Source organism: Kitasatospora sp. RG8 (genome assembly GCF_017813315.1).
Taxonomy (GTDB): Bacteria; Actinomycetota; Actinomycetes; order Streptomycetales; family Streptomycetaceae; genus Kitasatospora.
This window is the reverse complement of sequence record NZ_JAGIYX010000015.1, coordinates 77,834-104,782: the sequence shown is the minus strand read 5'-3', so window position 1 is coordinate 104,782 and position 26,949 is coordinate 77,834. Positions and strand designations below refer to the sequence as shown.

3 protein-coding genes are annotated in these 26,949 nt (G+C 74.8%); all 3 read left to right on the top strand.

The genetic code is table 11. The features are described from left to right. Window positions 1-91 precede the first annotated feature (91 nt). Window positions 92-433 carry a DUF5132 domain-containing protein gene (locus J5Y04_RS22440; RefSeq protein ID WP_209413880.1) on the top strand — a complete coding sequence of 114 codons (342 nt, stop codon included), beginning with the start codon at window positions 92-94 and terminating at the stop codon, window positions 431-433. 261 nt (window positions 434-694) lie between these two features. Continuing rightward, window positions 695-2,959 carry an ABC transporter ATP-binding protein gene (locus J5Y04_RS22435; protein ID WP_307853241.1) on the top strand — a complete coding sequence of 755 codons (2,265 nt, stop codon included), beginning with the start codon at window positions 695-697 and terminating at the stop codon, window positions 2,957-2,959. Window positions 2,960-3,072: 113 nt separating this feature from the next. After that, complete coding sequence (locus J5Y04_RS22430; protein ID WP_209413879.1) at window positions 3,073-26,949, top strand: non-ribosomal peptide synthase/polyketide synthase; 23,877 nt, start codon at window positions 3,073-3,075, stop codon at window positions 26,947-26,949.

The following is a 26,949-nucleotide window of genomic DNA, read 5'->3' as shown; positions in this document are numbered from 1 at the left end:
AGAGGGTGCTCCCGTCCGCTCGGCTGTGCGTACTCCGGAGTTCGCAGTACCCGGGGCCCTGTCATCCGTCTGCGTAGAGAGGTGGAGCATCATGCCGCCCGTAGTCCCGCCGTTCCTCGTCGGTCTCATCGTCGCGCCACTGGCCAAGCGTCTCCTCAAGCCGCTGGTGCGCGGCGTCGTCAAGACGTCCGTCGGAATCGCCATGGAGGTGAAGAAGGCGGCCCACGAGGCCGGGGAGAACATCCACGACCTCGCGGCCGAGGTGGCCGCCGACATGGTGGCGGCGCAGATCGTCGCCGGTGATGGCCACCGGGGCGCCGACGGTGCCCCCGCGAACGGGGAGAAGGACGAGACCGCCGTCCGGCCCGAGTCCGAGACGAGGGCCCCGAAGATCCGCGCGACCGCCGGTGTGGGTGCCGGCAAGGTGCACTGACACCCTGATCCGCGGTCCGGCCCGCCGCCCGGGCCCGTCCTCCGGCCGACCCCGGAGGACGCGTCCGTGCGGCGGTCGGGCGCGGGTCTTTCGGCCGTATCGCTTTCCTCCCGCACTTTCCACTCCGTCGCAGTAATCCGCCGTGCGCGGTATTCCGCCGCGCCCGCTGACGGAACTTTCCGCGACCTCCGCAAACAGGTGATCGTACACATGCCATCTCTGCTGGGTGCCGCAGCCGGATATCGCACCGTGGATTTGGACGTGAGCCCGCGCTCGGTCATTCCGGGCCGCCAGCGCTGGGACGTCAAGCTGGTTCTCGGACGGCCCCGGGCGGCCGAACTCCTCGCCGCCGCCCTGCGCCGCATCCCCGGGATCACCGAGGCGCAGGCCAGTCCGATCACCGGTGGGGTCCTCGTCCGGCACGACGCGCGGGTGCGCGCCGCGGACGTTGGCCGGATCGTCCGCAGGGCGGTCGCCATGGTTGCGGAGGGTCCGACCCGGCCGGGTCGGCCGGCGCCGGCCGACCCAGCCGCCGGACCGGCCCCGCGCCCGGACCGCGGCCTCGTCGTGCGCCCCGTCCTCGCCGTCGGCGGCGGGGTCGCGGCCGGCGTCGCGCTGATCCGCGGCTCGGCACTGAGCAGGCAGCTGGTGGCCCTCGGCGGGGTCGCGGCCGCGACGGCGGCCGTGGTCCGGAAGGCCTGGCACGGAACGGTCGACACCACCCGGGAGGTCTCCGGGGCCGGAGCGGCAGCCGGAGCCGGCGCCGCACGCCACCCCCTGCTGGAGATCGTGGGACCGCACCGGCGGCGGCTCTACCGGGCCGCCGCACTGTCCGTCGCCTGCCAGGTCTCCGAGATGGCGCTCGGCACCTTCCTCGGGTGGACGGCACTGGTGCTCATCAAGGGCGAGGCCGCACCGCTGGTCAGTCTCGGACTGACCACCGCGTCCGCCCAACTCTGGGGCCTGGCCGGGCTGGTGGCCGCCGCCTGCGCCGCCGTGGCGGGTCTCTCGTACTCCTCGAACCTCCAGTGGCGCCGGCTCGGCCAGGACATCGAGCACGACTGGCGGGGCCGCACGTACGCCCATGTGCAGCACCTCGAACTGCGGCACCTGGAGGGCGAGCGGACCAGCCGGGTGGCCGGCGCGCTCACCGACGACGTCGGCCAGCTGGGCACGTTCTTCGCCACCTCGGCCAACGACGTGCTGCAACTGGGCACCAGCCTGGCACTCCTGGTACCGGTGTTCCTGTTGCTGGCCCCGCAGATCGCCTGGATCGCGTTCCTGCCGATCCCGGCCATCGCCTGGCTCTCGCTCCACCACCAGGAGAAGGTCGCGGCCGACTACGCCGTCACCGGCGAGCGCCGGGCCAGGCTGGGCAGCCAGGTGATCAACTCGCTGGAGGCCGGCGCCACCGTCAAGAGCTTCTGCACCGAGGACTACGAGGCCGAGCGCATCGACGGGCTGAGCGAGGCGGCCCAGGAGAGCAGCCGGCAGACCGACCGGAGCACGATCCGCCACGCCGAGACCGTCCGGGCCTGCACCACCGCCTCGATGGCGGGCACCCTGCTGATCGGCGGCCGCTCGGTCCTCAACGGCACCCTCCGCTTCGAGGTGTTCAGCCCGCTGATCGGGCTGCCCCAGATGGTGCTGGTGCGGATGAACCGGCTCGGCGGCATCGTCGACCAGTACCAGCGCACGCTCTCCGCCTACGACCGGGTGCAGCGGCTGCGCTCCCTGCCCGTCGAGACCGATGGCACGGGCGAGCCGCTCGACGCCGGGAAGGTGCGGGGCGAGATCGTCCTCGACGAGGTGACCTTCGCCTACCCCGACCGGCCGCCGGCGCTGGACAACCTGTCGCTGACGATCCCCGCCCAGCGGACCACCGCCATCGTCGGCGCCACCGGCTCCGGCAAGACGACGATCGCCAAGCTGCTGATGCGCTTCCAGGACGCCGAGTCCGGCGCCGTGCTGCTCGACGGCCGGGACGTGCGCGACCTGCCGAGGCGGGACCTGCGCAACGCCGTCGGCTTCGTCGCCCAGGACCCGTTCCTCTTCGACGGCAGCATCGCCGACAACATCCGCTACGGCAGCTTCGGAGCCTCCGACCAGGCCGTCGTCGAGGCGGCCACGACGGCCGAGGCGCACACCTTCATCTCGACGCTGCCGGACGGCTACGACACGCTGATCGGTGAGCGCGGCGCCGCGCTCTCGGGCGGCCAACGGCAGCGGATCGCCCTGGCGCGGGCGATCCTCAAGGACGCGCCGGTCGTGATCCTGGACGAGGCCACCTCCGCCGTGGACAACGAGACCGAGGCCGCCATCCAGCGCGCGCTCCGCGGCTTCGCGGCCGACCGGACGATGGTCATCATCGCCCACCGGCTCTCCACCGTCCGCCACGCCGACCGGATCTACGTCATGGACAAGGGCGGCGTCGTCGCCGAACAGGGCACCCACGACGAACTCGTCGCCCAGCACGGACTCTACGCATCCCTCTGGCAGCTCCAGGCCGGCGAACTCGCCGCCTGACCGCAGCACCCCGCACCGCGCCCACCCGCCCGCCGACCGCGTGACACCACCGCGGTCGGCGCGGCCCGGCGTGCCCTGCCACCACGCTTGCCCACACTCTCGGAGGTACCCCCATGTCCCGTCGCGACGGTGACGCCCTTCCCCTGACAACGGCCCAGCGCGAGATCTGGCTCGCCGAGCAGAGCTCCCGGACGCCGATCCCGGGCTACCGCGTCGGCGAGTGCCTGGAGATCCACGGGCCGGTGGACCGGGAGGTGTTCGAGACCGCGCTGCGCCGGGTGGTCTCCGAGGTCGACGCCCTGCACGTGACATTCGTCGACGACGGCGAGGGCCCGCGCCAGGTCCTCCGGGAGAGCTGGGACTGGGCGCCCGCGCACCTCGACCTCAGCGGGGAGCCGGATCCCCGGGCAGCGGCCGTGGCGTGGATGGAGCGGGACCTGATGCGCCCGCTGGACCTCGCCCGTGACCCGCTGTTCGGGCACGCGCTGATCAAGGCGTCGCCGACGGAATTCCTCTGGTACCTGAACTACCACCACGTGGTGCTGGACGCGATCAGCAGCTCCATGCTCCGGCAGCGGGTCGGCGAGGTGTACTCGGCCCTGGCCGAGGGCGGCGCCGTGCCGCCGTGCCCGTTCGGCTCACTGCGGGACCTGGTCGACAGCGACGCCGCCTACCGCGCGTCGACGGACTTCACCGCTGACCGCGCCTACTGGACGGAGCGTTTCGCGGACCTGCCCGCCCCGACCCGGCTCACCGACGCCACCGCGACCGACCCGCACCGCGCCCTCCGGCTGGCCGAGGAGCGGGCACTGCACCGCCCGGACGCCCTGCGGGCGGCGGCGGGACGGACCGGTGTCCGGTGGTCCCGCCTGGTGATCGCGGCGGCGGCGCTCTACGCGCACCGGCTGACCGGCAACCAGGACGTGGTGCTCGCCATGCCCGTCACTGCCCGCCGGGGCGCCGACCGCGACCTGATGTCGGTGCCGGGAACGATGTCCAACGTGGTGCCGCTGCGGCTGACCGTGCGGCCGGACATGCGGTGGGGGGAACTCGTCGCCCAGGTTGCCGAGGAGGTCGACGCGGCCGTCGCGCACGAGCGCTACCGCAGCGAGGACCTGCTGCGGGACCTCGGCGCGCCCGGCGGCATCGGGACGGCGTTCCCGCTGATCGTCAACATCATGGCCTTCAACTCCCGGCCGGACTTCGCCGGCCACCCGGCCTCCGTCCACCACTTCGTGTCGGGGTCCACCACCGACCTCGCCGTCTGGGTGTTCGACTACCGGGACGGCAACCCGCCGCTCCTGCGCCTCCACGGCTCCCCGGAGGCGTACGGCGACGACGACCTCGTCGCCCACCAGCAGCGGCTGCTCGCCCTGCTGGACAAGGTCGCGGACTGCGACCCGGACGAGCCGGTGGGCCGGATCGACCTGCTCACCGCCGAGGAGCACCGCGAGGCGGCGGCGCTCGGTGCCGGGCCGGTGACGGCCGCACCGGCCGCGAGCCTGCCGGAACTGTTCCGGGAGCACGTGCGGGCGACCCCGGAGCTGGTCGCGCTCGTCTGCGGCGACGTCTCGCTGACGTATGCGGAGCTGGACGCACGGGCGAACCGGCTGGCGCACGCCCTGATCGAGCGGGGCGGGGGGCCGGAGCGGCTGGTGGCGGTGGCGCTGCCGCGCTCGGCTGAGCTGGTGGTGGCGATCCTCGCGGTGCTGAAGACCGGCGCGGCGTACGTCCCGGTCGACCCCGAGTACCCGGCCGCCCGGATCGCGTACCTGCTCGACGACGCCCGGCCGGCCCTGGTGGTGACCGACTCCCGCAGCACGGAGCGGCTGCCCGGAGCCGGGCCCGTCGACCGGATGGTCCTCGACGACCCGGCGACGGCCGCCCTGATGGCGGGCTGCCCGGCGGCCGACCCGATGGTGGCCGTCGATCCGAGCCACCCGGCGTGCGTCATCTACACCTCCGGCTCCACCGGACGGCCCAAGGGCGTGGCGCCGACCCACGGCGGCCTGCTCAACCTGCTGACCGACCTCCGACAGGTGCACCTCCCGGCGGTGCTCGGGGAACGGCAGCGGCTGCGGGTGGCCCTGACCACGTCGGTGTCGTTCGACGCCTCCTGGAACCAGCTGCTCGCCCTGTTCACGGGCCACGAGCTGCACGTCCTGGACCACGCGACCTGGACCGACCCGGACGCCTTCGTCGAGTACGCCACGCGCTGCGGGCTGGACTTCGTCGAGGCCACCCCCTCCTACCTCCACGTGCTGGTCGCCCACGGACTGCTGGACGATCCGCAGCGCCGCCCGGCACTGGTCGCGGCCGGCGGCGAGGCCGTCCCCGAGCAGCTGTGGGAGCAGCTGCGGGGGGCCGAGGGGGTGTCCTGCCACAACTTCTACGGACCGTCCGAGTGCACCGTCAACTCGGTGGTCGCGTCGATGGGGTCGAGCCCGCGCCCGGTCATCGGCCGGCCGGTGACCAACGCGAGGCTGTACGTGCTCGACGGCGCCCTGCGGCCGGTGCCGGCCGGTGTGCCGGGCGAGCTGTACATCGCGGGCGCGGGCCTGGCCCGCGGCTACCTGAACCGGCCGGGCCTGACCGCCGGACGCTTCGTCGCCGACCCATTCGGACCGGCGGGCTCCCGGATGTACCGCACCGGCGACCTGGTGCGCTGGGACGCGGCCGGGAATCTGGAGTTCCTCGGCCGCACCGACGACCAGGTCAAGATCCGCGGCTTCCGCGTCGAGCTCGGCGAGATCGAGGCCGTCCTCACCGAGCACCCGCGGGTCGCCCGGGCCGCCGTCACGGTGCGCACCGAGGAGGAGCCCCGGCTGGTCGCCTACACCGTCCCCGAGCCCGGCACCACGGTCACCGACGCCGCCCTGCGCGAACACCTGCGGGAACGGCTGCCCAAGCACATGGTGCCGTCGGCCTTCGTGGTGCTGGACGCCCTGCCCCTGACCCCGAACGGCAAGCTCGACCGGCGGGCCCTTCCCGCGCCCGACCGGCAGCCCGCCGACCCGGGCCGCGCTCCGCGCACCGCGACCGAGCACCTGCTCGCCGGGCTGTTCGCCGAGGTGCTCGGCGTGCTGGAGGTCGGCGCGGACGACAACTTCTTCGACCTCGGCGGGCACTCCCTGCTGGCCACCCGGCTGGTCGCCCGGGCGCGGTCGGTACTGGGCGTGGAGCTGAGGCTGAGCGACCTCTTCGACGCGCCGACGGTGGCGGAACTGGCCGCGGCGGTGGACGTCGCGGGCCGGGCGCGCCCGGCGCTGGGGCGGCGCGAGCGCCCCGAGGCGATCCCGCTGTCCTTCGCACAGCGCCGACTGTGGTTCCTGCACCGCATGGAGGGCCCGAGCGCCACGTACAACATCCCGCTGGCGCTGCGGCTGTCCGGAAACCTGGACCAGCGGGCCCTGGAGGCCGCCCTGGCGGACGTGGTCGAGCGGCACGAGAGCCTGCGCACGGTCTTCCCGGTGTTCGACGGCGTGCCGTGCCAGCGGGTGCTGGACCTCGACGGGGCCCGGCCGCGGCTGCGGGTGACCGAGGTCGGCGAGCGTGACCTGCCGGACCGGCTGGCGGAGGCGGCCAGGCACGGCTTCGAGCTCTCCGAGGAACCGCCGCTGCACGCCGAGCTGTTCCGGACGGCGGCCGACGCGTACGTGCTGCTCCTGGTGGTGCACCACATCGCCGGTGACGGCTGGTCGGCGGGCCCGCTCTCGCGGGACCTCACGACCGCCTACGCGGCCCGCGCCGAGGGGGCGAAGCCGGAGTGGTCGCCGCTGCCGGTCCAGTACGCCGACTACGCGCTCTGGCAGCGCGAGCTGCTCGGCGAGGGCTCCGACCCGGGCAGCCTGCTGAGCGGCCAACTGGCCCACTGGCGGGAGCAGCTCGCGGACCTGCCCGAGCAGGTCGAGCTGCCCTTCGACCGGCCCCGGCCGGCGGCGATGTCCTACCGGGGCGCCCACCTGCCGGTGCGGATCGACGCCGAGCTGCACCAGGGCCTGCGCGCGCTCGCCCGGGACGGCGGGGCGAGCCTCTTCATGGTGCTCCAGGCCGGGCTGGCCGCCCTGCTGGGCAAGCTCGGCGCGGGCACCGACGTCCCGATCGGCACCCCGATCGCCGGCCGCACCGACGAGGCCCTGGACGACCTGGTCGGCTTCTTCGTCAACACCCTGGTGCTGCGCACCGACCTCTCCGGCGACCCGTCGTTCACCGAACTCCTGGGCCGGGTGCGTTCCGACGCGCTGGCCGCGTACGCGCACCAGGACGCGCCGTTCGAGCACCTCGTGGAGGCGCTGAACCCGACCCGGACGCTGGCGCACCACCCCCTGTTCCAGACCATGCTCGCCCTGCAGAACGCGCCGCTCGGCACCTTCGACCTGCCGGGGCTGCGGGTGGCGACCGACCTGGTGCACACCGGGACGGCCAAGTGCGACCTGACCTTCATCCTGGCCGAACAGCCCGACGGGCTCTCGGGCGTGGTCGAGTACAGCACCGACCTGTTCGACGTGGCCACCGTGGCGGGGATCGTCGACCGGTGGCTGCGGCTGCTGCGGGCCGTCGTCGCCGACCCCGGCCGACGGATCGGCCAGGTGGACGTGCTGTCCGCCGACGAGCTCCGCGCGCTGATCCCGGCCGACTCCGACCGGAGCGGGGAAGAGCCGGAGAGCAGCCTGACCGCGCTGTTCGAGCAGCAGGTGCGGGCGACCCCGGCCGCGGTCGCCCTCACGGACGGCGAAGTCACGCTGACGTACGGAGAGTTGAACGCCCGCGCCAACCGGCTCGCGCACGCGCTGATCGACCGGGGCGTCGGCCCGGAGCAGCCGGTCGCGCTGGCCCTGTCGCGCTCGGCGGAGCTGGTCGTGGCCGTCCTCGCGGTGCTCAAGGCCGGCGGCGCCTACGTCCCGGTCGACCCGGCCTACCCGGCCGCCCGGATCGCCTACCTGCTCCAGGACACCCGGCCCGCGCTGCTCGTGACGACGAGCCGGACCGGCGGGCTGCCGGGGGCGGACCACGTGGACCGGCTGCTGCTGGACGCCGTCGACCTGGACGGGCAGCCGGACACGGATCCCGGGAGCACCGTCGACCCCGGCCACCCCGCGTACGTCATCCACACCTCCGGCTCCACCGGCAACCCCAAGGGCGTGGTGGTCCCGCACCGCAACGTGGTGCGCCTGTTCCGGACGACGGAGGAGCTGTTCGGCTTCACCGCCGACGACGTCTGGACCCTCTTCCACTCCTACGCCTTCGACTTCTCGGTCTGGGAGCTGTGGGGCCCGCTCCTGCACGGCGGCCGCCTCGTGGTCGTGGACCACGAGACCAGCCGCTCGCCCGGCCGGTTCCTGGACCTCCTCGTCCGCGAGCGGGTGACGGTGCTCAACCAGACGCCGTCCGCCTTCTACCAGCTGATGCAGGCGGACGCCGAGAACCCGCGCGAACTCGCCCTGCGCACGGTGGTGTTCGGCGGTGAGGCGCTGGAACACGCCCGGCTGGCGAGCTGGTACGAGCGGCACCCGGAGGACGCGCCGCGGCTGGTCAACATGTACGGGATCACCGAGACCACCGTGCACGTCACGTACGCGGCGCTCGACCGGTCCGTCACCGCTGCCGGCCGGATCGGCGCGCCCCTCCCGGACCTGCGGACGTACGTGCTCGACGACGGCCTGCGACCGGTGGCCCCGGGGGTGCCCGGCGAGCTGTACGTGGCGGGCCCCGGCCTGGCCCGCGGCTACCTGAACCGGCCCGGCCTGACCGCCGGGCGGTTCGTCGCCGACCCCTTCGGGCCGGCCGGCTCCCGGATGTACCGCAGCGGCGACGTGGTGCGCCGTGGCGGGGACGGCAGCCTGCGCTACGTCGGCCGGGCCGACCAGCAGGTGAAGGTGCGCGGCTTCCGGATCGAGCTCGGCGAGATCGAGGCGGCGCTGGCCGCGCACCCCGACGTCGCCCAGGTCGCCGTCCTGGCCCGGCAGGACCGGGCCGATGACACCCGGCTGGTCGCCTACCTGGTGCCGGCCGCGGGTGCCGCGCCGCGCCCGGCCGGCCTGCGCGGACACCTCGCCGAGCGGCTGCCGGAACACATGGTGCCGTCGGCCTTCGTCGTGCTGGACACGCTGCCGCTGACCGCCAACGGCAAGCTGGACCACCGGGCCCTGCCCGCCCCGGACCTCGCCCCGGCGGCGGTCGGCCGCGCGCCTCGCACCCCGCAGGAGCAGATCCTCTGCGAGCTGTTCGCGGAGATCCTCGGCGTGGCGTCGGTGGGCGTCGAGGACGGCTTCTTCGACCTGGGCGGGCACTCGCTGCTGGCCACCCGTCTGGCCGCCCGGATCCGCTCCACCCTCGGCGTGGAGATGGCGCTGCGCACCCTGTTCGAGGCGCCGACCCCGGCCGCTCTGGCCGCGGCCCTGGTCGCGGCCGGACCGGCCCAGGCGGCGCTGGCACCGTACCGGCGGCCCGAGCGGATCCCGCTGTCGTTCGCGCAGCGGCGGCTGTGGTTCCTCCACCAACTGGAGGGCGCCAGCGGGAACTACAACATCCCGCTGGCGTGGCGGCTGTCCGGCCCGCTCGACCGGGAGGCGCTGAACGCGGCACTGACGGACACGGTGGCCCGGCACGAGAGCCTGCGAACGGTGTTCCCGACGGTGGACGGCGTGCCGTACCAGCAGGTGCTGGACGTCGCGGCGGCCCGCCCGGGGCCGTCCGTCCGCCGGACGACCGAGGCCGAGCTCGCCGGGCTGCTCACGGCGGCGCAGGCCCACTGCTTCGACCTGGAGACCGAACTCCCGCTGCACGCCGAGCTGTTCGAGCTGGCGCCGGACGAGCACGTGCTGCTGCTGGTGCTCCACCACATCGCCGGCGACGGCTGGTCGCTCGGCCCGCTGGCCGCCGACCTCACCGCGGCCTACGCGGCCCGCTGCCGGGGCGAGGAGCCGCGACGGGAACCGCTGCCGGTCCAGTACGCCGACTACACCCTGTGGCAGCACGAGCTGCTCGGCGAGGCCACCGACAGCGACAGTCCGTTCGCCCGCCAGGCGGCCTACTGGAAGAGCCGGCTGGCCGGTCTCCCGGAGCAGATCCAGCTGCCCGTCGACCGGCCCCGCCCGGCGGTCGCCTCGCACCGGGGCGGCCACGTGCGGGCCGGCCTGGACGCGGAACTGCACCGCGGGCTGCGCGAGCTCGCCCGCACCAACGGCACCAGTCTGTTCATGGTGCTGCAGGCCGGGCTGGCGGCCCTGCTGAGCAGGCTCGGCGCGGGCGAGGACGTCCCGGTCGGCAGCCTCACCGCCGGGCGGACCGACGAGGCCGTGGACGACCTGGTCGGCTTCTTCGTGAACACCCTCGTGCTTCGCACCGACACCTCGGGCGACCCGACCTTCACCGAGCTGCTCGGCCGGGTGCGGGACACCGCGCTCGCCGGGTACGCGCACCAGGACCTGCCGTTCGAGTACCTGGTCGAGGCCCTCAACCCGTCCCGGTCGCTCTCCCACCACCCGCTGTTCCAGGTCATGCTGGTGCTGCAGAACAACGCCCGGGCCGAGTTCGCCCCGCCCGGCCTGCGGGTCGCCGAGCTGGAACTGAGCGCCACCACGTCCAAGTTCGACCTGGTCCTCTCGCTGGCCGAGCGGCAGACCGAGGACGGATCGCCGGCCGGGATCGACGCGTCCGTCCAGTTCGCGAGCGACCTGTACGACCGGGGCACCGTGGAGACGATGGTCGCGCGCCTGGTGCGGCTGCTGACCGCGGCCGTCGCCGACCCGGGCCGGCGGATCGGCCGTCTGGACCTGCTGTCCGCCGAGGAGCGCCGCGAGCTGCTTCCCGCCGCCGAGGGCAGGGGGACGGCCGGCAGCCTGCTGGAGGCCTTCACGGCGCAGGTGGCGGCCACTCCGGCGGCCGTCGCGCTGGACTCCGCGGACGCAAAGCTGACGTACCGTCAACTCAACGCCCGGGCGAACCGGTTCGCGCACTCGCTGATCGCCCGTGGGGTGGGCCCGGAGCAGTTGGTGGCGCTGGCCCTGCCGCGGTCGGCGGAGTTCGTCGTGGCGGTCCTGGGCGTGTTGAAGGCGGGCGCGGCCTACCTGCCCGTGGACCCGGCGTACCCGCAGTCGCGGATCGCCTTCATGTTGGAGGACGCCCGGCCGAGCGTGGTGGTCGACGACCCGGCGGCGGTCGCCGGGGCGGCCGCGGCACCGGAGTGGCCGCAGACCGACCCGGTCGTCGCGGTGGACGCCCGGAACGCGGCGTACGTGATCTACACCTCCGGCTCCACCGGACGGCCCAAGGGCGTGGTGGTGAGCCACGCGGGTGTGCCGGCCATGGTGGCCGCGCAGGTCGACCGGCTCGGCATCGACGCCGGAAGCCGGGTGCTCCAGTTCTCCTCGCCCAGCTTCGACGTCTCCCTGTGGGACGTCCTCGGCGCCCTGTCCACCGGCGCCACCCTGGTGCTCGCGCCCGCGGCCGAGCCGGTCGCCGCGCTGACCGGTCCGGGCCTCGCGCTCACCCACGCGACCGTACCGCCGTCGGTGCTGGCCGCGCTGACACCGGACGCGGTGGACGTGCCGACGCTGGCGGTGGCGGGCGAGGCCTGCCCGCCGGAGCTGGTGACGCGCTGGGCGCCGGGACGGCGGATGATCAACGCGTACGGTCCGACCGAGACCACGGTCGTCGCGACGATCAGCGAGCAGCTGACGCCCGGCTCCGGTGTGCCGCCGATCGGCCGTGTCGTCGCCGGGCTCCGCGGGTACGTGCTGGACCAGCGGCTGGGTCTGGTGGCGCCCGGCGTGACCGGGGAGCTGTACCTCGCCGGCCCGGGCCTGGCCCGCGGCTACCTGAACCGGCCCGGGCTCTCCGCCGCACGGTTCGTCGCCTGTCCGTTCGGACCGGCGGGCGCCAGGATGTACCGCACCGGCGACCTGGTACGCCGGCGCCCCGACAACCAGCTGGAGTACGTCGGCCGCGCCGACGACCAGGTCAAGGTGCGCGGCTTCCGGATCGAACTCGGCGAGATCGAGACCGCCCTCGCCGAACACCCGCAGGTCGGCCAGGTCGCGGTGACCGCCCGGAAGGACCGGGCGCAGGACACCCGGCTGGTCGCCTACCTGGTGCCCGCCTCCGGGGCGGAGCCGCGGCCGGAGGAGCTGCGGGCGCACCTTCGCGAGCGGCTGCCGGACTACATGGTGCCCGCCGCGTTCGTCTCCCTCGACGCCCTGCCGCTGAACACCAACGGCAAGCTCGACCGGCGCGCCCTGCCCGAGCCCGAGTTCACCGTGTCGCGGGCCGCCCGGGCGCCGCGCACCTCCCAGGAGCAGGTGCTGGCCGGACTGTTCGCCGAGGTGCTGGGCCTGCCGCAGGTCGGCGTCGACGACGACTTCTTCGACCTGGGCGGGCACTCCCTGCTGGCCACCCGGCTGGTGGCCCGGGTCCGCGCGACCCTGGGCCGGGAACTGGCGCTGCACACCCTGTTCCGGACCCCGACGGTGGCCGGGCTGGCCGCCGGACTGGGCGGCGCCGGCCGGGCCCGGCTCGCCCTGGAGCGGGCCGAACGGCCCGAGCTGGTCCCGCTGTCGTCCGCCCAGCGCAGGCTCTGGTTCCTGCACCAGCTGGAGGGCGCCGGGCCGATCTACAACATCCCGCTGGCGTGGCGGCTCTCCGGGCCGCTGGACCCGGCGGCCCTGGCGGAGGCGCTCGGCGACGTCGTCGACCGGCACGAGACCCTGCGCACGGTCTTCCCCGCGGTCGACGGCGTGCCGTACCAGAAGGTGCTGGCCGCCGGGGAGGTGCGGCCGGAACTGCCGGTCACGCCCGTGGACGAGGCGGAGCTGCCCGCCCTGCTGGCCGGGGCCGCGGCGCGGGGCTTCGACCTCGCGGCCGAACCGCCGCTGCGTGCCGAGGTGTTCGAACTCTCCGCCGACGAGCACGTGCTGCTCCTGGTGGTGCACCACATCGCCGGCGACGGCTGGTCGCTGGGCCCGCTGGCCGCCGACCTGGCCACCGCGTACGCGGCGCGCCGCCGGCGTGAGGAGCCGCAGTGGGCGCCGCTGCCGGTGCAGTACGCCGACTACACCCTGTGGCACGACCGGCTGCTCGGGGACCTCGCCGACCCCGCGAGCCTGTCCGCCCGGCAGTCGGCCTACTGGACGGAGCGGCTGGCCGGCCTCCCCGAGCAGATCCGGCTGCCCGCCGACCGGCCCCGCCCGGCGACCACCTCCTACCGCGGCGGACACCTGACGGTCGACCTGGACCCGGAGCTGCACGGTGCGCTGGTGGCCCTGGGCCGGGAGCGCGGGGCCAGCGTCTACATGGTGCTCCAGGCCGCGCTGGCGGCCCTGCTGGACAAGCTCGGCGCGGGCACGGACATCCCGGTCGGCAGCCTGATCGCCGGCCGGACGGACCAGGCCGTGGACGACCTGGTCGGGTTCTTCGTGAACACCCTGGTGCTCCGTACGGACACCTCGGGCGACCCGTCCTTCGCCGAACTGCTGGTCCGGGTCCGGGAGGGCGCCCTCGGCGCGTACGCGCACCAGGACCTGCCGTTCGAGCACCTCGTCGAGGCCCTCAACCCGTCCCGGTCGCTCGCCCGCCAGCCGCTGTTCCAGGTGCTGCTCGCCCTGCAGAACGTGCCGCGCACCGAGTTCGCGCTGACCGGTCTGAGCGCCGAGATCCTGCCGGTGCGCACGCCCACGGCGATGTTCGACCTCGGTTTCCACCTGCTGGAGCGCGGCGGCACCGGCGGCCCGGCCGGGGGCATCGTCGGGCGGGTCGAGTACAGCACCGACCTGTTCGACCACGCCACGGTGGAGGCGCTGGTGGCCCGCTGGCTGCGGCTGCTGGCGGCGGTGGTCGCCGAGCCCGACCGGCCGCTGAGCCGGATCGACGTCCTCACCGCCGAGGAGCGGCACGAGCTGCTGGTCGCGCGCAACGACACCGCCCGCCCGGCACCCGTCACCACTCTGCCGGCGCTGTTCGAGGCGCAGGTCCGGGCGACCCCGGAGGCCGAGGCGGTGGTGTTCGAGGCCGGTGAGCCGATGCCCCGCGTGCTGACGTACCGTGAGCTGAACCGCCGGGCCAACCGCCTGGCACACGCGCTGATCGCCCGCGGGGTGGGCCCGGAGCAGGTCGTCGCCCTGCGGCTGCCGCGCTCGGCCGAGCTGGTGGTCGCCGTCCTCGCGGTGCTCAAGACGGGCGCGGCGTACCTGCCGATCGACCCGGACTACCCGGCCGCCCGCATCGCGTACATGCTGGAGGACGCCCGGCCGGCCGTCGTGCTCGACGACCTCGCGGCCGTCGAGCCGTCCGGCGGGCAGCCGGAGCACGATCCGGCCGTCGCCGTGGACGCCCGGCACCCGGCCTACGTCATCTACACCTCCGGCTCCACCGGCCGGCCCAAGGCCGTGGTGATGCCCGCCGCCGGGCTGCTGAACCTGCTGGAGTGGCACCACGAGGCCGTCGGTGGCGAACCGGGCACGCGCACCGCGCAGTTCACCGCGATCAGCTTCGACGTCTCGGTGCAGGAGGTGCTCTCCGCGCTGCTGTACGGCAAGACCCTGGTGGTGCCGACCGAGGAGCAGCGCCGCAGCGCCGAGCTGTTCGCGCACTGGCTGGACCGGAACCGGGTCGCGGAGCTGTTCGCGCCCAACCTGGTGGTCGAGGCGCTGGCCGAGGCCGCCGAGGAGGCCGGGCTGGAGCTGCCGAGCCTGCGGCTGGTGGCCCAGGCCGGTGAGGCGATGCGCCTCGGCGGTGCCGTGCGCCGCTTCCAGGAGCGCCGGCCGGGCCGGGTGCTGCACAACCACTACGGCCCCGCCGAGACCCACGTCATCACCGCCTACCCGCTGCCGGCCGATCCGGCCGACTGCCCGCTGCCGGTACCGATCGGCCGTCCGATCGCCAACTGCCGGGCGTACGTACTGGATGCGGCGCTGCGGCCGGTCGCCCCCGGTGTGCTGGGCGAGCTGTACCTCGCCGGGTCCGGGCTCGCCCGCGGTTACCTGAACCGGCCCGGGCTCACCGCCGGGCGCTTCGTCGCCGACCCGTACGGTCCGGCGGGCGCGAGGATGTACCGCACCGGAGACCTGGTCCGCTGGCGCGCCGCCGGCGAGCTGGAGTTCGCCGGCCGGGTGGACCACCAGGTGAAGGTCCGCGGGTTCCGGATCGAGCCGGGCGAGATCGAGGCCGAGCTGACGGCGCACCCCGGCCTCGCCCAGGCCGCCGTACTCGCCCGCGAGGACCGGCCGGGCGAGACTAGGATCGTCGCGTACGCGGTGCCCTCGGCCCAGAGCCCGGCCACCGCGGCGGAACTGTCGGCACACCTGCGCGACCGGCTGCCCGACTACATGGTGCCGTCCGCGTTCGTGCTGCTCGACGCGCTGCCGCTGACGCCCAACGGCAAGCTGGACCGCGCCGCGCTGCCCGCACCCGAGCCGACGGTCACGACGAGCGGCCGGGAGCCCCGCACCCCGCAGGAGCAGATCCTCTGCGAGCTGTTCGCCGAGGTGCTGGGCCTGCCGCGGACCGGGGTCGAGGACGACTTCTTCGACCTCGGCGGGCACTCGCTGCTCGCCACCCGGCTGGTGTCGCGGGTCCGGGCGACCCTCGGGGTCGAGCTGGAGCTGCGCGACCTGTTCCGGACCCCGACACCGGCCGGCCTCGCGGTCCGGCTGGCCGAGGCCGGGGCGGCCCGGCAGGCGCTGCTGCCCATGCCGCGCCGCGACCCCATGCCGCTCTCCTACGGGCAGCGCCGGCTCTGGTTCCTCCAGCAGTTCGGGGCGCCGAGCGCCACCTACCACATGCCGCTGGCCCTGCGGCTGTCCGGCGAACTGGACCGGGAGGCCCTCGGCACCGCACTGGCGGACGTGATGGCGCGGCACGAGACCCTCCGCACGGTCTACCCGCACACCGCCGGCGTCCCGCACCAGCGGGTCATGGACGCGGCCGAGGTGGCCGTCCCGCTGACGGTGCGCGCAGCCGGTGCGGCCGAGGTGCCGGCCCTGCTGCGCGAGTCGGCGGTGCGCGGCTTCGACCTGGCGACGGAACCGCCGCTGCGGGCCGAGCTGTTCGTGCTCGCGCCGGACGAGCACGTGCTGCTGGTGGTGATGCACCACATCGCGGGCGACGGCTGGTCGCTCGGCCCGCTGTCACGTGACCTCGCCACCGCGTACACCAGCCGCAGGAGCGGCGGGACGCCCGACTGGGCGGCGCTGCCGGTGAGTTACGCCGACTACACGCTGTGGCAGCACGAGATCCTCGGTGAGGAGTCGGACGCGGACAGCGTCTTCGCCCGCCAGGTCGGCTACTGGGCCGAGGCGCTTACCGGACTGCCCGAGCAGCTGCGGCTGCCGGTCGACCGGCCCCGCCCGGCGGCGGCGTCCTACGCCGGAGACTGGCTCGACGTCCGCATCGACGCGGAACTGCATGCCTCCCTCGTGGAGTTGGCGCGGCGTTCGGGTGCGAGTCTGTTCATGGTGCTGCAGGCGGGCCTGGCCGCGTTGTACACCCGGCTGGGTGCAGGGACGGACATCGCGATCGGGAGCCCGATTGCGGGCCGCACCGACGAGGCGCTGGACGAGCTGGTCGGTTTCTTCGTCAACACCCTGGTGCTGCGCACGGACACCAGTGGTGATCCGGGCTTCGCCGAACTGCTGGGCCGGGTACGGGAGACGGCGCTCGCCGCCTACGCGCACCAGGACGTGCCGTTCGAGCACCTGGTGGAGGTGCTGAACCCGTCCCGCTCGCTCGCCTACCACCCGCTGTTCCAGACCATGCTGGCCGTGCAGAACGCGCCTGGCGGCGACTTCGCCCTGCCCGGACTGGAGGTCTCCGGACTCGCGGTGCCGACCGGGACCTCACGGCTCGACCTGACCTTCAGCCTCGCGGAGAACCGCCGCCCCGACGGAACCCCGGCGGGCCTGACCGGCATGGTCGAGTACAGCACCGACCTGTTCGACCGGCGGGCCGTCGAGCTGCTGTTCACCCGCTGGGTCCGGCTGCTGGCCGAGGCCGCCGCCGACCCCGGGAAGCCGATCGGCGCGCTCGACGTGCTCGGCGAGGAGGAGCGCCGCGATCTGCTGGCCGGCGCCGACGACACCGCGCGGGAGGTCCGGGAGCGCGACGTGCCGGCCATGTTCGCGGCGAGGGTCGCCGCGGCGCCGGAGGCCATCGCACTGGTCTCCGTCGACCGTACTGAACTGACGTACCGTCAACTCGACGTCATGGCGAACCGGTTCGCCCACTCGCTGATCGCGCGTGGGGTGAGGACGGAGCAGCTGGTGGCCGTGGCCCTGCCGCGGTCCGTCGAGTGGGTGGTGGCCGTCCTGGGCACGCTCAAGGCCGGGGCCGCCTACCTGCCGGTGGACCCGGCGTACCCGCAGTCGCGGATCGACCTGATGCTGGCGGACGCCTCGCCGGTCGTGGTGGTCGACGACCCCGCGGCGGTACGGGAGACGGACGGCTTCCCGGCGGGCGACCCGGCGGTGGCCCTGGACGCCCGGCACCCGGCGTACGTGATCTACACCTCGGGCTCGACCGGCCGGCCCAAGGGCGTCGTGGTCGGGCACGGCGGTGTGGCGAGCCTGGTCGCCACCCAGGTCGAGCGGCTCGCCGTCGGGCCCGGCAGCCGGGTGCTCCAGTTCGCCTCGCCCAGCTTCGACGCGTCATTCTGGGACCTCTGCAGCGCCCTGCTGACCGGCGCCACGCTGGTGCTGGCCCCGGCCGAGGCGCCGCTGGAGGCGCTGACCGACCACGGCCTCGGTATCACGCACGTGATCCTGCCGCCCTCGGCGCTGGGCGCGCTGGGCGACGCGGAGCCCGCGGCCGCCACGCTGGTGGTGGGCGGCGAGGCCTGTCCGCCGGAGCTGGTGGTGCGCTGGGCGCCGGGCCGGCGGATGGTCAACGCGTACGGCCCGACGGAGACCACGGTGGCCGCGACGATGAGCGACCCGCTCGTGCCCGGGCCGGGTGTGCCGCCCATCGGCCGGCCGGTCGCCAACGCGCGGGTGTACGTGTTGGACGAGAGGCTGCGGCCGGTGCCCCCGGGTGTGCCGGGGGAGCTGTACGTCGCGGGTGCCGGGCTGGCGCGCGGTTACCTGAACCGGCCGGGTCTGACGGCCGGGCGGTTCGTGGCCTGCCCGTTCGGCCCGGCGGGCGCCAGGATGTACCGCACCGGGGACCTGGTGCGCCGGCTTGCCGACGACCAGTTGGAGTTCGTCGGCCGCGCCGACGAGCAGGTGAAGGTGCGCGGCTTCCGGGTCGAGCCCGGCGAGGTCGAGGCGGCCCTGGCCGAGCACCCCGCCGTCGCCCGGGCCGCCGTCGTCGCCAAGGACGACCGGCTCATCGGCTACGTCGTCCCGCGCCGGGACACCGCACCCACCCCGGCGCAGCTGCGCGGCCACCTGCTCGGCCGACTGCCCGAGTACCTGGTACCGGCCGTCTTCACCGTGCTGGACGCGCTGCCGCTGACACCGAGCGGCAAGCTGGACCGCCACGCCCTCCCCGTGCCGGACCTCACCGGCAGTGGCACCGCCGGCGGCCGCACGCCGCGGACCCCGCAGGAGCAGCTGCTCGCCGAACTCTTCGCCGAGGTGCTCGGCGTGACCGAGGTCGGCGCGGACGACAGCTTCTTCGACCTCGGCGGGCACTCGCTGCTCGCCACCCGCCTGGTCGCGCGGGTGCGCACCGTGCTCGGCGTCGAGGTCGGGCTGCGCGCCCTCTTCGAGGCGCCGACCGTGGCCGGCCTGGCGGCGCTGCTCGCCGGGGCGGGCCAGGCCCGGCCGGCCCTGGCCGCCCGGCGGCGGCCGCAGACCGTGCCGCTGTCCTTCGCGCAGCGCCGGCTCTGGTTCCTGCACCGGATGGAGGGCGCCTCCGCCACCTACAACATCCCGCTGGCGCTACGGCTCTCCGGAACGCTGGACCGGGCGGCGCTGGACCAGGCGCTGGCCGATGTCTCGGCCCGGCACGAGAGCCTGCGCACGGTGTTCCCCGAGGTCGACGGGGTGCCCTGCCAGCAGGTCCTGGACCCGGCCGAGGCCCGGCCGCGGGTGCGGACGGCCGAGGTCGGCGAGGACGAGCTGGCGCAGCGGCTGGGTGAGGCGGCCCGGCAGCCGTTCGACCTGGCGACGGAACCGCCGCTGCGGGCCGAGCTGTTCGTGCTCGCGCCGGAGGACCACGTGCTGCTGGTGGTGATGCACCACATCGCGGGCGACGGCTGGTCCACCGGACCGCTGGCGCGCGACCTGGCCGCGGCGTACGCCGCCAGGTGCGGGGGTGGCGGGCCGAAGTGGGCCGCTCTGCCGGTGCAGTACGCCGACTACACCCTGTGGCAGCGCGAGCTGCTCGGCGACCCGGCCGACCCGGAGAGCCGCTTCGCCGAACAACTCGGCTACTGGACGGAGCAGTTGGCCGACCTTCCCGAGCGGCTCCCGCTGCCCGTCGACCGGCCGCGTCCGGCCGTCGCGAGCTACCGGGGTGACCAGGTCCTCCTGGAGCTGGCTCCCGAACTGCATGCCTCCCTCGTGGAGTTGGCGCGGCGTTCGGGTGCGAGTCTGTTCATGGTGCTGCAGGCGGGCCTGGCCGCGTTGTACGCCCGGCTGGGTGCGGGGACGGACATTCCGATCGGGAGCCCGATCGCGGGCCGCACCGACGAGGCGCTGGACGAGCTGGTCGGTTTCTTCGTCAACACCCTGGTGCTGCGCACGGACACCAGTGGTGATCCGGGCTTCGCCGAACTGCTGGGCCGGGTACGGGAGACGGCGCTCGCCGCCTACGCGCACCAGGACGTGCCGTTCGAGCACCTGGTGGAGGTGCTGAACCCGTCCCGCTCGCTCGCCCACCACCCGCTGTTCCAGACGATCCTGGCCCTGCAGAACGCCCCGATGGGCGAGCTCGGCCTGCCCGGTCTCCGGGCGTCCACCTTCGCCGTGCCGACCGGTACGGCCAAGTTCGACCTCGGCTTCAACCTGAGCGAGCGGTTCGCCCTCGACGGCGGCCCGGCCGGGATCGTCGGTGCGGTCGAGTACGCGACCGACCTGTTCGACCGGTCGACGGTCGCCGCGCTGGCCCGGCGCTGGACGCTCCTGCTGGAGGCGGTCGCGGCCGACCCGGAGCAGCCGATCGGAGGCATCGACCTGCTCGACGCCGACGAGCGGCGCCGACTGCTGGAGTGCGGCAACGAGACCGCCCGCGAGGTGGCGGCCGTCCCGGTCCCGGAGGCGTTCGCCGCGCAGGTCGCGGCGACGCCGGACGCGACCGCCCTGGTCTGCGGTCGCATTGAGTTGACGTACCGTCAGCTCAATGCCCGGGCGAACCGGTTCGCGCATGCCCTGATCGCCCGGGGGGTCGGCCCGGAGCAGGTGGTGGCCGTGGCCCTGCCGCGGTCGGTGGAGTCCGTCGTGGCCGTCCTCGGCGTGCTGAAGTCCGGGGCCGCCTACCTCCCCGTCGATCCGGCGTACCCGCAGGCGCGGATCGCGTTCATGCTGGAGGACGCCCGCCCGGTGGTGGTGGTCGACGACCCGGCGACGGTGGCCGAGGCCGCCGCATGGCCGGACACCGACCCCGCCGTCGCGATCGACGTCCGGCACCCGGCCTACGTGATCTACACCTCCGGCTCGACCGGCCGGCCCAAGGGCGTCGTGGTCGGGCACGGCGGTGTGGCGAGCCTGGTCGCCGGGCAGATCGAGCGGTTCGCGATCGAACCCGGCAGCCGGGTGCTCCAGTTCGCCTCGCCCAGCTTCGACGCCTCGGTGTCGGAGATCTACACCGCCCTGCTGCGCGGCGCAGCCCTGGTGCTGCCCCCCGCGGCGGACCCGGTCGCCGCGCTGGCCGACCCGGACCTCCGCATCACCCATGTGACCGTTCCCCCGTCCGTCCTCGCGGCCCTGCCGGAGCACGCGGTGACCGCGTCCACCCTGGTGGTGGCGGGGGAGGCGTGCCCGCCGGAGCTGGTGGCGCGTTGGGCGCCGGGCCGGCGGATGGTCAACGCGTACGGCCCGACGGAGACCACGGTCTGTGCCACGATGAGCGACCCGCTCGTGCCCGGGCCGGGTGTGCCGCCCATCGGCCGTCCCATCGCCAACGCGCGGGTGTACGTGTTGGACGAGCGGCTGCGGCCGGTGCCCCCGGGTGTGCCGGGGGAGCTGTACGTCGCGGGTGCCGGGCTGGCGCGCGGTTACCTGAACCGGCCGGGTCTGACGGCCGGGCGGTTCGTGGCCTGTCCGTTCGGCCCGGCGGGCGCCAGGATGTACCGCACCGGGGACCTGGTGCGCCGGCTCGCCGACGGCCAGTTGGAGTTCGTCGGCCGCGCCGACGAGCAGGTGAAGGTACGCGGCTTCCGGGTCGAGCCCGGCGAGGTCGAGGCCGCCCTGGCCGAGCACCCCGCCGTCGCCCGGGCCGCCGTCGTCGCCAAGGACGACCGGCTCATCGGCTACGTCGTCCCGCGCCGGGACACCGCCCGGGACAGCGGCCTGGAAGCCGACCACGTGGGGGAGTGGCGGGAGATCTACGACGCCCTGCCCATCATCCCCGGCGAAGCCCCCTTCGGGCAGAACTTCGTCGGCTGGAACAGCAGTTACGACGCCAGCCCGATCCCGGAGGAGCAGATGCGGGAGTGGCGGGACGCCACCGTGGCCCGCATCCTGGCCCTGCGCCCCCGCCGGGTGCTGGAGGTGGGCGTCGGCACCGGACTGCTCCTCTCGCAGATCGCACCGCACTGCGAGACCTACTGGGCGACGGACTTCTCCGCCACCGCGATCGACGCGCTGGCCGCCCAGGTCGCCTGCCGGGACGACCTGGCCGACCGCGTCGTGCTGCACACCCGCCCGGCGCACGACACCGACGGCCTGCCCGCCGGGCGGTTCGACACCATCGTGATCAACTCGGTGGTGCAGTACTTCCCGTCCGCCGACTACCTCGCGGACGTGATCGGGAAGCTGATGCGGCTGCTCGCCCCCGGCGGCGCGCTCTTCGTCGGCGACGTCCGCAACCTGCGGCTGCTGCGCCCGCTTGCCGCCGCCGTCCAGCTGCACCGGGCCGCCGACGGCACCGACCTGCCCGCGGTCGCCCGCGCCGTCGAGCAGGCACTGCAGGTGGAGAAGGAGCTCCTGGTCGACCCGGACTTCTTCACCGTCCTGCGCGACCGTGACGGCGACCGCGGCATCGGCGCCGTGGCCGTGGAGGTCAAGCGCGGCCGGCACCACAACGAGCTGACCCGCTACCGCTACGACGTCACCCTGCACAAGCAGCCGGCCGTACCGGTCGAGCCGCGGGAACTGACCTGGGGCCGGGACGTCGCCGGCCTCGCGGACCTGCGCGACCTGCTCGGGCGGCCCGGCACCGGCCCGGTGCGCCTCGCCGGCGTCCCGAACCGCCGCGTTGCACAGGAGGCCGGGCTGGCCCGGGCCGTGCGGAACGGGGACGGCACGCCGGCCGGGCTGCTGGAGCGACTGCACGGCCCGGCCGACGGCGGCCTGCCCGACCCGGAGGACTTCCACACCCTCGGCGAGGACCTCGGCCGCCGGGTGGACCTCACCTGGTCGGCCGGCGCGCCCGACACCCTCGACGTGCTCCTCACCGACGGACCGGCGGACGCCCCCGTCGAGGCCTACCGGCCGTCGCGGCCCTCCGGCACCGCACTCTCCTCGCTCACCAATCGCCCGACCGGCAGCCGCACCAGCGGCGCCCTCGTCGGCGAACTCCGCGACCGGCTGCGCGAGCGCCTGCCCGACTACCTCGTGCCCTCCGCCTTCGTGGTCCTGGACGCGCTGCCGCTCACCGTCAGCGGCAAGCTCGACCGCCGCGCCCTTCCCGCCCCCGACCTGGGGACCGCCTTCGGCGGGCGGGCGCCGCGCACCCCGCAGGAGCAGCTGCTCGCCGAACTCTTCGCCGACCTGCTCGGGCTGCCCAGGGTGGGCGTCGAGGACAGCTTCTTCGACCTCGGCGGACACTCGCTCCTGGCGACCCGCCTGGCCTCCCGGATCCGGGCGGTCCTCGGTGCCGAGGTGGAGGTCCGCACGCTGTTCGAGCACCCGACCGTGGCCGCCCTGGCAGCCCGCCTCGACGGCTCCGTCACCGAACGGCCCGCTCTGACCGCCCGTCCACGCCCCGGACGGATCCCGCTCTCCCACGCCCAGCGCCGCCTCTGGTTCCTGCACCGCATGGACGGACCGAGCGCCACCTACAACATGCCGCTCGCGCTGCGCCTGGACGGCCCGCTCGACCGGTCGGCGCTGCGGGCCGCCCTGGCGGACGTGACCGCCCGGCACGAGAGCCTGCGGACCGTCCTGCGCGAGGCGGACGGGCTGCCGTACCAGCTCGTGCTGGGGGCGGCGGAGGCGTGCCCGGAGCTCCCGGTCGTCGAGCTCGACGAGACCGGTCTGCCCGGGCGGCTCGCGCGGGGCGCCCAGCGCGGCTTCGACCTGGCCGCCGAACCGCCGATCCGGGCGGAGCTGTACGCGCTCGCCCCCGAGCGGCACGTGCTGCTCGTCGTCGTCCACCACATCGCCGGCGACGGCTGGTCGATGGGCCCGCTCTCCCGGGACCTCGCCGCGGCCTACGCGGCGCGCTGCCGGGGTGAGGAGCCGCAGTGGTCCCCGTTGCCGGTCCAGTACGCCGACTACACCCTGTGGCAGCGCGACCTGCTCGGCGAGGCCGCCGACCGGGACAGCCTGTTCACCCGGCAACTCGACTACTGGAAGACGGAGTTGGCCGGACTGCCGGACCAGGTCCGGCTGCCCGCCGACCGGCCCCGGCCGGCCGAGGCCTCCCAGCGGGGCGGCCGGGTCGACGTCCGGCTCGACGCCGACCTGCACCGGGAGCTGCGGGACCTGGCCACCGCACAGGGCGCCAGCATGTTCATGGTGCTCCAGGCGGGCCTCGCCGCCCTGCTGACCCGGCTCGGCGCCGGCACCGACATCCCGATCGGCAGCCCGATCGCCGGGCGGACCGACCAGGCGCTGGACGACCTCGTCGGGTTCTTCGTCAACACCCTGGTGCTGCGCACCGACACCGGCGGCGACCCCGGCTTCGCCGAACTGGTCGGCCGGGTCCGGCAGAAGGCCCTGGCCGCGTACGCTCACCAGGACGTGCCGTTCGAGTACCTGGTGGAGGCCGTCAACCCCACCCGGTCCCTGGCCCACCACCCGCTGTTCCAGGTCATGCTCGCCCTGCAGAACGCGCCGGTCGGCGAGTTCACCCTGCCCGGCCTGGCGACCTCCTACCTGGAGGCCCCGACCGACACCGCGCGGGTCGACCTGACCGTCAGCCTGGCCGAGCGGTACGGCCCGGACGGCAGCCCGGCGGGCGTGCTCGGCGTGGTCGAGTACGCCACCGACCTGTTCGACCCGGGGACCGTGGAGCGGCTCGTCGCCCGCTGGACGCGGCTGCTGCGCGCGGCCGTCGCCGAGCCGGAGCAGCCGATCGGCCGGCTCGACCTGCTGTCCGGGGACGAGCGCCACGACCTGCTCGTCGGGTTCAACCGGACCGCGGCCGGGCTGCCCGGGGCCGGCCTGCCGGAGCTCTTCGCCCGCCGGGTGGCGGCCACGCCGGACGCGGTCGCGGTCGTCGCCGGCGCGGGCGCGGGCGAACTGACCTACCGGGAGCTCGACCGGCGGGCCAACCGCCTGGCCCGGGCCCTGACCGGCCAGGGCGTGCGGCCGGAGACCCCGGTGGCGGTGCTGCTGGAACGCTCCGCGGAGCTGGTCGTCGCGATCCTGGCGATCGTCAAGGCGGGCGGGGCGTACGTCCCCCTCGACCCGCGGTTCCCGTCCTCCCGGATCGACCTGATCGTCCGGGAGACCGGCGCCGCGCTGGTCCTCACCGAGGACGTGCTGACCGCGCTGAGTCAGGCCGAGCCCGACGACTCGGACCTCGGGATCACGTGTGATCCACGGCAGCTGGCGTACGTCATGTACACCTCCGGCTCGACCGGCCGGCCGAAGGGCGTCGGGGTCACCCACCGCGACGTGGCGGCGCTCGCCCTCGCCCCGTGCTGGCGGGAGGGGGGCCACGACCGGGTGCTGCTGCACTCGCCGACGGCCTTCGACGCCTCGACCTACGAGCTTTGGGTGCCGCTGCTCGGCGGCGGCCGGGTCGTCGTCGCGCCGCCCGGCCGGCTCGACCTCGACCTGCTCGCCGCGGCGGTCGACGGGCACGGGGTGACCGGGCTGTGGCTGACCGCCGGACTGTTCCGGCTGGTGGCCGAGGAGCGGCCGGAGCTGCTCGCCGGGGTCCACGAGGTGTGGACCGGCGGTGACGTGGTGCCCCCGTCGGCCGTCGCCCGGGTCCTGGCGGCCTGCCCGGACATCGCCGTGGTCAACGGCTACGGCCCGACCGAGACCACGACCTTCGGCGCCCACCACCGGGTCCGCGCACTCCCCGCGCACGCCACGACCGTGCCGATCGGCCGGCCCATGGCGAACATGCGGGCGTACGTCCTCGACGCCGGACTGCAACCGGTGCCGTCCGGGGTGGCCGGCGAGCTGTATCTCGCCGGGGCGGGCGTGGCCCGCGGCTACCTGGGCCGGCCCGGCCTGACGGCCGAGCGGTTCGTCGCCTGCCCGTTCGAGGCGGGGGAGCGCATGTACCGGACGGGCGACCTGGTCCGCCGGCTCGCCGACGGCGCCCTGGAGTTCGTCGGCCGGGCCGACGACCAGGTCAAGCTGCGCGGCTTCCGGATCGAACCCGGCGAGGTCGAGGCCGTCCTCGCCGCCTGCCCCGGCGTCGCCCAGGCGGCCGTCCTCGTCCGCGAGGACCAGCCCGGCGACCAGCGCCTGGTCGCCTACCTGGTGCCCGCCGCCGAGGACGCGCCCGCACCGGACGAGCTCGCCCGTCGGCTCGGCCGCGAACTGCCCGAGTACATGGTGCCGTCGGCGTTCGTCACCCTGGAACGGCTGCCGCTGACCGTCAACGGCAAACTGGACCGGGCCGCCCTGCCCGCGCCCGCGTACGACACGACGGGCACCGGCCGCGGCCCCCGCACCCCGCAGGAACAGCTGCTGTGCGAGCTGTTCGCCGAGATCCTCGGCCGGGAGCAGATCCACCTCGACGACGACTTCTTCGACCTGGGCGGGCACTCGCTGCTGGCCGCCCGGCTGGTCTCCCGCGTCCGCGAGACGCTGGGCGTCCAGGTGGGCCTGCGCACCCTGTTCGAGGCGCCGACGGTGGCGGGTCTGACGGAACGCCTGGCCATCAGCGACCCCGAGGAGGCCTTCGACGGGCTGCTGCCGCTGCGCCCGACGGGCAGTCTGCCGCCGCTGTTCTGCGTCCACCCCGGAGGCGGCATCAGCTGGTCGTACTCCGGGCTGCTCAACCACATCGGCCCGGACCGCCCGGTCTACGCCCTCCAGGCCCGCGGCCTCGCGCGCCCGGAGGCCCTGCCCGGGTCGTACGAGGAGATGGCGGCCGACTACGCCGACCAGATCCGCAAGGTCCAGCCCGAGGGCCCGTACCACCTGCTCGGCTGGTCCGCCGGCGGGCTCATCGCCCACGCGATCGCCTGCGAGTTCCAGGCCAGGGGGGAGCGGACCGGCCTGCTGGCGGTCCTCGACGCCTACCCGGTGCAGGACATCTCCTTCGACGAGGTGCCGGTGCCCGCCGAGCGGGACATCCTCGTCGGCATCATGGACGTCGACCCGGAGGAACTGGGCGACGGGCCGCTGACCTACGCCGAGGTCGCCGAGATCCTCGGCCGGCGCGGCAGCGCCCTGGCCTGCCTGGACGAGCGGCGGATCGGCGCCGTCGTCGAGATCATGATCAACAACGCCAAGCTGGCCATCGCCCACGCGCCCGGCCGCTTCGACGGTGACCTGCTGCTGTTCAACTCCACGATCGACCGGACGGAGGACTCGGCCGGCCCCGGGATCTGGCAGCGCTACATCGCCGGGCGGATCGAGTCGCACGACATCACCACCCGCCACGACCGGATGACCCAACCCGGGTCGCTGGCCCAGATCGGCCCGGTCCTGGCCGCCCGCCTCGCCGGGGCCGCCGGCGACACCACCCCCCATCAGGAGGACTGA